The organism is Chthoniobacterales bacterium (genome assembly GCA_018883245.1).
Taxonomy (GTDB): domain Bacteria; phylum Verrucomicrobiota; class Verrucomicrobiia; order Chthoniobacterales; family JACTMZ01; genus JACTMZ01.
This window is the reverse complement of record VEQL01000012.1, coordinates 38,771-50,019: the sequence shown is the minus strand read 5'-3', so window position 1 is coordinate 50,019 and position 11,249 is coordinate 38,771. Positions and strand designations below refer to the sequence as shown.

Sequence of the window (11,249 nt, the reverse complement as noted above, 5' to 3'; positions counted from 1 at the left end):
CTCCTGCGGGAGGTCATGGGTTCGGGTGCCGGTGTGGGCGTCTATGACTCAGGGCGGGCCACGTCCGTCCGCAGGAGCGGGGCCAGTGTCGGATAGCGGCACTCGATGCGCCCTTGGAACTTCCAGTCTCCACGGTCATTTGCCACGCGGACCAGGAAGTGGTTCCAGCCCTTGTTCAAGGACAGCCCCGTGAGCTTGTAATGGTCCGCCTGGAGCGGATTCTTGCCGCGATTTTCCAGGATGAGCTTGCCGTTGAGCCAGATCTTCGCGCCGTCGTCGCTGCCGGCGAGGAAGTCCACTTTCGCGCCCTGCGAATGATCGAGAAGGACGCCGCCCTCGAGCAGATTGTCGGAGCGCGGGCTGAAGAGCCAGAAGCTGAGGTAAACGGCTTGGTTGCGCGCTTCGGCGTCGTTTTTCAGGGAGTTGAACTCGAAGACCCCGGTGGAGGAGGCCTGCATTTCCCGCCACGCGCTGTCGCCTGCGGCAGCGCCGGGCTGCGGATTGGCAAGCGCTTGGGCGACGACGAAGTCCCCGTCGAGCGCCTCCTCGTAGCTCGAGGCCACAAACGGGCCGGCCACCAGCGCCCGCGAGACGAAGCCCTTGGAGTCCAGAATTCCGCCGGCCACCGCCTTGGGTTCCTGCACCTGCACGCCGAGCCCGACGAACAGCGCCCGGAAGAACATCACATGGGCCGGCGTGGGTGCAGCGGATTCCAAGCTGCCGACGATGAGGCGGCCCGAGCCGATGGGAACCTCGACCAGCGCTGCGGACGGCGGCTTGGCCTCGCGTTCCGAGCGGACGGCGGCTGCGACTTTCACCGGCTCCTGTCGGTCGCGCCAGAGTTGCCAGTTGATGTCGGCAGCCCGCAGCACCGTGCGGCCTTGCTCGATCAGCGGCCCTCCGAGCGCATGCTTCATCACGATCGATCCCTCGGGAGCTTCGCTGAAATAGCACCGGCTGGGAGGCAGCGCGGCGGCCAGGGGTCCGTTGCCTTCCGGCAGGAGCGAACTCGCGGAGCGCGGAGCGAGGCTGACCGCCGCGGGCAAAAGCGCGTTGGCCGCATCGAGCGTTTCCGGGCTCAGACCCCAGACGAGCACTGTCCCGCCGGCAGAGAGCGTCTTGTCGATGGTTGCCCGCACTTCCGCGGCCGGCTGCTTGAGGCTGCCGGCGTCCACCACCAGCACGGGAGCGTTGGCCTCCGTGTCCGGGGCCAACGGCACGCCCGCTTTCACGAGGGATTGGCATAGCACGCCGGAAGGATCGCCAAGAAAAACCACGCGCGTGATCTTGCCGTCATTCACCAGCGGAGGCGGCGGCCCGGGCCGGATCGGTTCATCAGGCTTTTCGAACAGCCGGCGCGGGAAATCCTGCGGGCGATCCGGCGCGTAAGCGGCACGGGCCGCATCGAAGACCGGCGTCGGCTGATACACCGGCAGCCGCGGATCGTAGCCCGGGTTGAACATCGTGGCATAGGGGCCCAGCCGTTCCGGCTGGATGCCCGGCTTGCCTTCCACATAGGGCGCGGTGAAGTGGACGCCGTCGTCGAGCGTCGGCGGCTTTGCGAGGTCCGCCAGGCCCAAGGGCTGCGGCCAGAGGCCGTAGTAGGTCACGTCATAAACCGAGACGACGCTGATGTTGGGAAAGGGCTTGATCTGCCTCTCGACCAGTTCGTCCCAGACCTCGAACGCCATGCCCTCGAGCCGCCCGCGCCAGCTCTCGTAAGCACGCTCGCCATTGTAACGGCTGACCTCGGAAGGCATCCGGCCCCAGAGGTAGGTGGCCTCGGTCACTCCCCACGGTTTCCCGGTCCGCTCGTAGTTGCGGTAGTAACCGGCACCCGGGCCGTAGTGCGCGAGCACCACCGGATAAATATTGGCCCACTCATACCCTCCATCCGAGGAAATCCATGGCCGGGTGGGATCGAGCCGCTTTACGCTTTCGATCATGGGCACGAAGCGGTCGCGCACGGCGTCGTGCTCCTTCTTGTCCATCGTGCGGATTTTCAAGGCATTGTAGGTCTCGTTCTCCACGCTCCAGCCGAACACCGATGCGTGGTTGCGGTCACGCCGCACCAGTCGTTGCAGATGGTCGGCGAACCGCTCCCAAGTGACAGGCACGTCCAGGTTGAAATTGGCATGGCTGCCGTAGATGGCGGTCTCGTCGTGCACGAGGATCCCTCGCTCGTCCGCGAGATCGAGGTAGAACCGCGGATACGGCAGGGCGTGCAGGCGGACGGCGTTGATGTTGCAGTCCTTGAGCATGCGATACCAGGCGAGCGCGTGCCGCGGGCTCAGGTGCGCCACGCCGAAGAAGTGGCAGAGTTCGATGTTCAGCCGCATCGGCCGGCCGTTGAGCGTGAACCGCTGGTCCTTGTCGAATCCGAACTGCCGCCAGCCGAATCGCGTCACGCGCCGGTCCACGACCTTGCCGCCGGACTTCACCTCGACGACGAGGCCGTAGAGGTTCGGCGAATCCGGACTCCAGAGGGCGAGCTTGTCGCCGATCTTCTGCTCGAGCTGCACGGTGGCCGTGGCACCCGGTTCGACGCGGGCGGAAGCCGGATGCGCGAACGCGACGACCACGTTGTCGCCGAACTTCCCGCGCCGCTCGGGCGCGGCCAGGAGGTCGGCCTCCGCAGCGGGAATCCACGGCACCACTTTCGCCTCCACCGTCAGCTCGCGGGCCTCGAGCGCATCGTTGCGCAGCTCGACATCCGCGCGGAGCAGGTCGTCCGCCACCAAGGGCTGCACGAACACATCCTGCGCCCTCGCGGGCGGCAGCCCCACGAGGAAGACGTCCTGCCAGATGCCGCGAATCCCGTCGATCGCCGCGTTTCCCTGCCCCGTCCACCAGGCGCCGCTCGGATACGTGAAGCTACCGAAACGTCCCGGCTGATTGAAGAAGCGCACCGAGCGGACCCCGACGAGAAGTTCGTTCGGACCGTCGCGCCGCACCGCATCGGTCACATCCACCTCGAAGGGCAGGAATTTGTCGAAGTTGCGGCCCACGACTTTCCCGTTCAACCGCACTTCGCAATCGCCGGCCACCGCCTCGAACCGCAGGACCAGCCGGCACCCTTCCCAACCCGCCGGCACCTCGAACGTGCGCCGCAGCCAGGCCATGTCCACGTTTTCCCACGCCGCCGGGTAGCTCGGAAAACTCCGGTAGTCGGCACCATCCGCCGCCTGAAACGAATCGAGCGCGTTCATGTTCCACGGCGAGGGGATCTTGATCGGCACGGCGTCCCAACCGTCCGCCGCAGGCTCCGTCAGCGCGGGCGGCGCGTCCTTGCCCGCCGTCCAACCGGCGGGAGTAGGCACCGGCTGGAACTGCCAGCGCCCGTTGAGACACAGCTCATCGCGAAACGGTTTTTCCATGCCGGCAACCCAACCCGGAACCGGCGCGAACTCACGGGAAAACTCCACCCGCTCCGCCTGCGCCATTGTGGCGAGGCAGAGAACCGCGGCGAAGCTGCAGCCGGTGAATCGGAGTGTTTGGTTTTTCATCGTGGATCTGGATTTGGTTCGGTGCTCGAGTCCGTGACAGCTGCTTGGTCCCGGTGATCGGGACACAATCGATGGAAGAGAGAGTTCATGGGGCGGTTCTGGAATGGGGAAATGGGTTCATGACAAGGATGTTCCGGGCCGGAGCGGGCGGGCTGCGATGGGAAGATGTGCGCTTTTCATGGGTGCGTTTTTTCAGTGGTTCGAACCATTTGTTTTGCTGTCTCCGGCCAGCCCGGCGGAGGAAAGCAGTGGGCCGCGCAGGGCCGATTCGGGCGCGGCAAGGGTGAAGGTCAGGCGGGCGTGGGTCGCAGGGCGCAGACCGTCGATCGCGGTGGATTGATCACCGGATTGTATTTGGATTCCGCGCGTCTCGGCGACGGTCTTGAACCCATCGTGGGAAGTTTCCACGAGCACGCTGATCGTGCCGTCGTGGAGGGCGGCGGTGGTCTGCAGTTTCGCCATGCGCACCGGCTGGCCCCAGTCGCAGATCGCGGTGGTGTAGCGGCCGGTCTGGGCGCCCAATCCGGCCGCAGGGAGGGCGGGATAATCAGCGCGGAAGGCAAAGTCGCCCGGCGCCAGGGCTTCTCGGTGGATCGCGATCTCATCGAGCGAACCGGAAAAGGGAAACCCGTTGCCCAACGCTCCGAGGGTCAGTGGGGCGTCGCTGGTTGAACCGCCGATCCCGGCGATGCTTTTCGGTTCGCCATCCGGCTTTCCGTCGAGATGGACTGTCAGAGTCTGCGCGTTCCGGTCATACACCGCGACCGCGTGATGCCACTTCCCGTCGGCGGCATCCGTCGTGCCGGTGGCTTCGACGAACCCGCCACCGTCCTGCATGATCCACGCGGAGAGTTTCCCACCCTTCACGCCCAACGAAAAGGCGCCGGGTCTTGCGGCGATGACTTGATTGTCCCGGGAGGAGGTCTGGAACCACGCTTGCATGGTGAAGCTCTGATCGGCCTTGAAGGCAAAGGGCTCGATGTTGGCAACGACAATCTGTGCTCCGCCTTCGACCCGCGCGGCGGCCGGCTTGCCGTGACGGTCGCGCGACCGCTGCATGACGCTCCCCAGGCAGGTGCCGGGAACGTCGTATTCACTGCTGGAGGCGACCGTGCCACCCGGCTCGTCGTCCAATTTCCAGAGGCCGGTCAGCGTGGAAGTCGGCGCGCGTTGCAGGCCGAGGCCTTGGCCGCTGCGGATGGTGATTTCGGGAGTGGCGGTCCAGCCTCGGCCCGCTTCGAAGGTGCGGTCGATATACAACCGCGCTTCTGGCGGGCTGCCGGCGTTGACGTGCCACGTCAGCTCGTGCGGTGGGGTGAAGGCGCGGCCGAGTTCCTCGATCTTTACGTCTTTGCCATCGATGGTCACCCTCTTGCGCACGCCCAGGTGCACGACCTCGGCGGTGACTTTCCGCAGGGCGGCGGGCAGGACTGGCTTCACCTCCAGTTGGTCGTTGGTGTGACGGATGCCGAGGATGCCCTGCACAAGGGCGCCCGGCACGGCGATCGCATCCGAGAGATACGGCTCGTCGCTTGCGCCGAAGCCGATGCGTCCGTCGTTCATCACCCAGTTGTTCCCGATGTAGCCTTTCTCGCCGGTCAGCCGCGTGCCCTCGGCGAACTTTTGCAGGCGGTTCCATGCACCCTCGGCGTCGCCGACTGCCGCGCGGGCCATGATTTCCCAATAGGTCATGCAGAGGAACGAGCCGCCATTCATGTAACTTCCGAAACCTTGGTTGACCGGGTGAGTGTTCACGCTGGCCGGCACCGGCCAGTAGGCGGAGAGCGAGGCGTAGCCTGCATAGCCGTTGTCGCGCTCGAGTTCCGCGATGCGGTTGTCGATCGTGGCGATCAGCTTTTTGCCCTGTTCGGGGGAGGCGATCCCGAAGGCCACCGGCGGGAACTGGCAGAGGTCGGCCGCATAGGCGATCTTTGTGCCATCGGGTTCAATCCAATCCACATAGCGCGGACCGCCCGGGGCATCCTCCCACCACAGCACGCGGTTGATGGCGTCCTTGAGCGCCGCGGCCGCGGCCTCGTGCTGGCCGGCTTCCGCGGCGTTGCCCGCCGCCCGCTCCATCCCGGCGAGATCGACGAGCGCGCGGTAGAGGAACGCGTTGTGATAGGTGGTCACGCCGCGGGCGCCCATCGCGTCGTAATACCAATGCGCGGGATTGAGGGAGACGAGCCCGTCGGCATTTCGGCGATCCAGATACCATGCCACGGCCCGCCGATAGAAGGGCAGGTGCTGTCGCACGAATGCGCGGTCGCCGGAGTAGAGATGGTAGGCGCGTCCGCCGATGACCTGGATGATGTTGTCGTCAGTGAACGCGCCCGACGTGTTGTAGCCGTAGCGGGTGAGTCCCGGCTCGAATTCCGTGCCGATGATCATCTGCAAGTTGTCGCGAAAGGCGCGCGGCATCCCGATGGGATGATGCGCCGGTGCATCCGGTGCGGGGGAACCCGCGAGCATCGGCAGGCCCTTCATCCACGAGGCACCGCCGTAATACCAGCCGTCCGGCTCGTTGCCGAAGGCGTAGTGCAACTGGTCGTTGATGCAGCCGCCGTTGAAGAGCGCCCCATACCAGTTGCGCAAGGCGGCGATGGTGCCACTGGGATCTTCCGCCTGCACGGCGAGTTGGTGTCCGCTCGCCGTGGCGGGCACGGCAGAGAGACGAAGGCTGGCTTTTTCCTTTTCCCCCGCTGTATAGGCCCGCATGGCTTGCGGATGCGACACGATCCCCGCTTCGCTCAGCCAGCCGAACTGGCCCCGGCGGTAGAGGTGCCCGCCCTCGGCGGCCAGGCGCGGCTCGGTTTCGTGCGGCCATGTCGCGAAGATTTTCAGCACTGCCCAACCGCCGGGTTCGGTGACGACGACGTTGTTTTGCAACGCCATTTTTTTTGCCAGCGGCAGGCCTTTCGAAAAATCATTGCCGTCGTAGCCCGGGCGGTAGAACGGATTGAACCAACCTTCGAGTTTGTCCGGTGCGATCCAGAACGTCGTGGCGACCGCGTTGGGCAGGACTGTGGAGGGGTTGTTGTTGATCGGGCGAATGCTGAAAAACATCGCCGGTATCCCCGTGCTGGTGGTCGTGAGCCCGCGCAGCCACGTGCGATCAACCGTCCAGACAAGTTCGTCGCCCGAGGTTTCCAAGGTCCAATCCTCCCGCGCCACCGGTTCGCCGCCTTCGCTGTCACACAGGACCACCCCTCGCAGGGTGACGCCGTTTGCGGTTTTCTCCACGGATGCAGGGGCGCGGTGGCGGCTTTCGAAGCGGCGGCCGGTTTCATCCACCGCAAACGTGAGCGCCTGGGTCGCCCAAGCCGGCATCGAGCGCATCCATGGCGTTCCCGCAGGAGAAAGCAGCGAATGCGGCTCGAGCGACCCGTCCGCACGGCGCAAGGTCAGCGACGTGATGGCGGGTTTGTTGACGTCGATTTCGACGCGCCCGAAATTCCCTTCAACGATGGTGCCGTCGGATGGCGGTTGAGCCACAAGCGTGGCGACGCCGGACAACAGGATGAAGGAAGCAACCAGCGTTGAGCAGACTTCGCGTGGAGGTTGTTTCATCGTGGTTGGTTGTTTCAGGTGTTTCATCTCTTACTCGTATCCGATCGCCTTGAGCTGTTGCTGGAAATCGGCGGGCAGCTCGGCGGCCGGCTGGTCGGTGCCGCGCGCGGCGTAGGTGAGCATGTTGCGCAGCAGGCGTTCGGCGGCGGGGTCGGGGCCGAGGTTCTCGCGGATGCGCAGGGTGTTCACGATGAACCGGCCCGCTCCGAAGTTCCAAACGCCGACGTGGAGGCCGGAGACATACTCGGAGTTGGTGCGGATCGAACCGCAGACCGCCTCAGCCGGGCGGTCAAGCGGCGCCGTGGCGGGATTCATCAGCACGCCCCCGCCATACACCGTGTAGTCCTGCGCGAGGATCAGCGGTGAAATGATATTGGCGTAGAACCGTGCATCCATCATGCCTCCGCCGGGCAGGCCGTCGAAGATCGGGTGCCGCTTGGCCCAGCGAGCGCCGCGATAATATCCACCCACCCAGTCGGCCTCGGTCACCGTGCCTTTGCGAGCAAGGGGCAACCAGCGGGTGCCGACAACCTGGGTGACTTTGTATTGTTCGGCAAGGGTGGCGGTATCCGCGCCGGCTGTGTTGGCAAAGACCGCCGGGTCGAGAAACACGACGGAACTGCCGCGGGCCATCTGGGCGGCAAGGTCGCGGAATGCCGCCGCGCCGCCCGGTGCCGGGGGCTTGCCTGCAGCCACGATCACGTGTCGCTTCGTCTGATTGGCGGGATCGAACGGAAGCACTTTCACTCCGTGATCGGTCAACCATTTCGCGACTGCCGGATCCTCGCCCCACAGCACCACCGAGGAGGGCAGGCCAGGCATGGCGGCCGGATCAGTGACATGGAAGCCGATGTTTCCCCCCCTGCCCATCCCGCCCTGCGCCAGCGAGGCGACAAACCGGTATTCGCCCGGAGGACCATCGATGACGATTTCCTCCGACAGCACCGCTTGGGCAAACGGCGGCTCCTTGCCACCGGTGGCGGGCGGGATGCGGACCTCCACCGTTTTGTCGAACACGGCTTTCCCATCCGGCCCGATGACCTGCAGTCGCGCCGGATATTTGCCGGGCGGGAGCCGGTCCTCATTGGCAATCGAGGCGTCCAATCGGACGCGACCGCCCCGGTAGATGCTCACCGGATCGGCAAAGAGGCACCAGCGCAGCGGCGCATTGGCCAGAAGGTAGGTATCGGGCACATACGGCTTCATCTCCCGGAAGAGGTCCGTCGCGCCCGAAGCGTTATAAGTTGAGTCAGCCACCAGGTGCGAGGGAGTGTAGGCGACGACGCGCGGGTTCGAGCGGACGGCCGTCTCGCCGGTCTTGCGGATTTCAGCGAACTCGCGGTTGGCGTCGTCGAAGAAATCCTCCGTGCGCGGCCAGGTATCGCTCAGATTCCACCCCTTCCAATCCGCCAGAAAGAGCGCGAGTTGCTTCTGAAAGTAGCGGGCCTCATCGGAGGTGGAGTGACCGGCCCGTTCGTATCGCGCGACAATGTCCGGAAGGTTCAGCGAGCCGGACTGCCCGTATTCCCCGATGTAGATCCCGGCGTTCGGGGTCGGCTCCTTGATCAGTTCCGAATAAATACCCCAGACCCTTTCGGGATGGTTGCCCGTGCGCAGCACGTCCAGTTGCTCACGCGGGAAGGGCACCCGCACATACAGGTGAAGGCTCAGCAGGTCGCGGACGCCCACATCCCATGTCTCGCTGCCCGGATTGCTGAGCGTCACCCCGCGGACCGACCCCCCGCTGTTGATGGAGAGGACCCGGGTGGAATCCAGTTCGTGGAGAAACGGGATCGATTCCGCCGCATGATCGTGCAGGGGTCCGCCCATCGTTTCGTTGAGAAGCCCCCATTCAACGACGCTGGGGTGGTTGCGGTCCCGCAGCACGACCTGCCCGAGCGAGCGTTCCCAATGGGAGAGCATCAACGGCGAGGGCTCCAGCTGCCAGCTGCCAAAGTGCTCTTGATGAACCAGAAGCCCGATTTCATCGAAGATGTCCAGCATCCGGGCGGGCACGCCGCCGAAGGCCAGGCGGACGAAGTTGCACCCCAGGGCCTTCATGTTGACCACATCACGGCGGAGCATGTCCTCATCCAGCGGAACGGTGTAGCCGGCCGGAAAATGAGCGAGGTAACCGGGTCCCTTGAGCAGGATTCTTTTGCCGTTCAGCCGGAAATACCCGTTCTCGAAGCGGAAATCCCGGAACCCGAAGCGGACCGAATGCTGGTCGCCCGACAGCCCCTTGGCATCGGCCAGGTCGACGGTCGCGCGATAGAGCGCCGGGTCGGCAAGTTCCCAGAGCCGGTGGTTTGGCACCTCGAGCGCGGCCTCATGACGGCTGATACCCGGAGCGGGTGCCAAAGGATAGGCGCCTTGTGACACCACCGCGCCGGAACGCGCATCGGTGATGGTGATCCGCGCCACCGACTCCGCCGCGGCTGGCTGCGTGTTGTTGATATCCAAGCGGAGCTGGACGCGTCCGGTTTTCCAGTCCGGCAATACGAACACGTCTTTGATGGAGGCCGCGGGATTGAGGACCAGCGATACCGAATCGACGATGCCGCCGGAATTGAAGGACATGTTGCCGGTGATAGGCGTGTTCTTGACCCCCGATGGCGTCTGCTTGAGCCGGATGCCGTCAATCGGATCGTGAGTGGGGTTGAGGACGCGGACCGCCAGCAGGTTTTTCGCGCCCGGCCGCAGGGCGTCGGTCACATCGAGCTGGAACGGCGTTTCCCCGCCTTCATGGCTGCCGACCTTCCGGCCGTTGACCCAAACCTCCGCCAGGTAATCCACCGCCTCGAACCGGATCAGGCTGCGGCCGCCGCGGTGCGGGTTGGCCGGGGCGTCGAACTCCCGCCAATACCAGGCCACGCCGTGGTAGCCCGGAAAAATATCCTGGATCACCCAAGGCACCTTCGTCGGCCGCGTGTCGGCGGGCGGAGCATCGAACCACTTCTTCTCGCGGCCTTCGTTTTTCGGATCCACCGCGATTTTCCAGTCCGGTCCGTCGAGGGAGAGCGTTTGCGAGAGCGTCAACGCGAGGGATTCCCGTCCCTTCATCTCCGGATTCCCTTCCTTCAACACCGCCGGCGGCGGGCTGGAAATCCAATTGAATACGCGCGCCTCGCCGGGAACCCGCCCCGCATCGGTGACAAACCGCGAGCGGGCCGAAACCGTGTAGGCGCCCGGCGGCAACCCGGGATCGACAACCGCTTTGAATCCGGCGGATTCAGCGATCGCGACAGCGGGCATCTCGATGGGCAGCCCGCCATCCCACGGTGTGGCCGCGATGGCAACCTCCACCCCCGACACGCCCTGAGGAAGTTTCCCGGCGACCAGCGACGGCAACGCGAACTCCCAGCGGGAACGCCCGTCTGCTCCGGCCACGCGCTGCCATTTCAAGTCCAGCCGTGCGACCAAAGGCATCACCCTTTCCTCCGGCGAAAGAGTCAGGTTGAAATCGGTGACCGCCTTGTTCCACACACGGAACTCGTCGATGCTCCCGCGGAAGCAGCGCACATAGGCTCCATCGTTCGGGCGATCAAAGCCCAGGCCCACGCGCAACGTCGTCGGCGAAGCTGCCATCGGGGCCGACGCGGGAACCGACGCGACCTCCACCCCGTTGTGAAAAAACGAGAGACTTTCCGGCGTCTTGACCAGCGCCACATGCTGCCACTTGCCAGCGGCCAACTGAACCGGAGGCGTCGCAATCCACCTGTCTGCTCCAGCCCCATACGAGGCAATGAAGCGATTTGAATTCGCCCCGTCCTGCTGCAGCACGAAGCCCAGCCCGCCGTGCGCATGGTTGCCGAAAATGTTGGCGTGGGGGTTCTGCTGCGCATCCGGCTTCACCCAGCATTCGACGGTGAACGTGTCGCCCAAGTCTGTTGATGGGAGTTTGCTGTCGGCATAATCGGCGCGGCCATCAAGGTTCAGGCACTTCCCGTGTCTGCCCCCGGCAAACTTGGGCTGCCCTCGCAGTTCCCCCTGACGGTTGTTGCCCGACGTGTCGCCGGCATCACCCTCGAAAAGGTATTCCAAAAGAAGGCCGTCGCGCGGGGCGGAGGCGTTGGGCTGATCTTCCGCTGGCGCAACGGTGGCGAGGAGCAAAACTGCGGCGATGCCGTAGCCGATGAATCGGAGTGTTTGGTTTTTCATGGTGGAACTTGT

3 protein-coding genes are annotated in these 11,249 nt (G+C 65.0%); all 3 read right to left on the bottom strand.

Features of this window, described 5'->3' with window-relative positions:
- Positions 1-41: 41 nt before the first annotated feature.
- A complete protein-coding gene (locus FGM15_06150) occupies positions 42-3,506 on the bottom strand; it encodes a hypothetical protein (protein ID MBU3665444.1) in 3,465 nt (1,154 codons plus the stop codon).
- A 192-nt stretch (positions 3,507-3,698) separates the two neighbouring features.
- Positions 3,699-7,076, bottom strand: coding sequence for a hypothetical protein (locus FGM15_06145; protein MBU3665443.1), 3,378 nt, complete (start codon positions 7,074-7,076; stop codon positions 3,699-3,701).
- 30 nt (positions 7,077-7,106) lie between these two features.
- Positions 7,107-11,237 (bottom strand): hypothetical protein, encoded by a 4,131-nt coding sequence (locus FGM15_06140; GenBank protein MBU3665442.1) that lies wholly within the window; start codon positions 11,235-11,237, stop codon positions 7,107-7,109.
- Positions 11,238-11,249: the final 12 nt, after the last annotated feature.

Coding starts and splice junctions, on each gene's coding strand:
- FGM15_06150 (MBU3665444.1), bottom strand. CDS start 3,506: ATGAAAAACCAAACACTCCGATTCACCGGCTGCAGCTTCGCCGCGGTT.
- FGM15_06145 (MBU3665443.1), bottom strand. CDS start 7,076: ATGAAACAACCTCCACGCGAAGTCTGCTCAACGCTGGTTGCTTCCTTC.
- FGM15_06140 (MBU3665442.1), bottom strand. CDS start 11,237: ATGAAAAACCAAACACTCCGATTCATCGGCTACGGCATCGCCGCAGTT.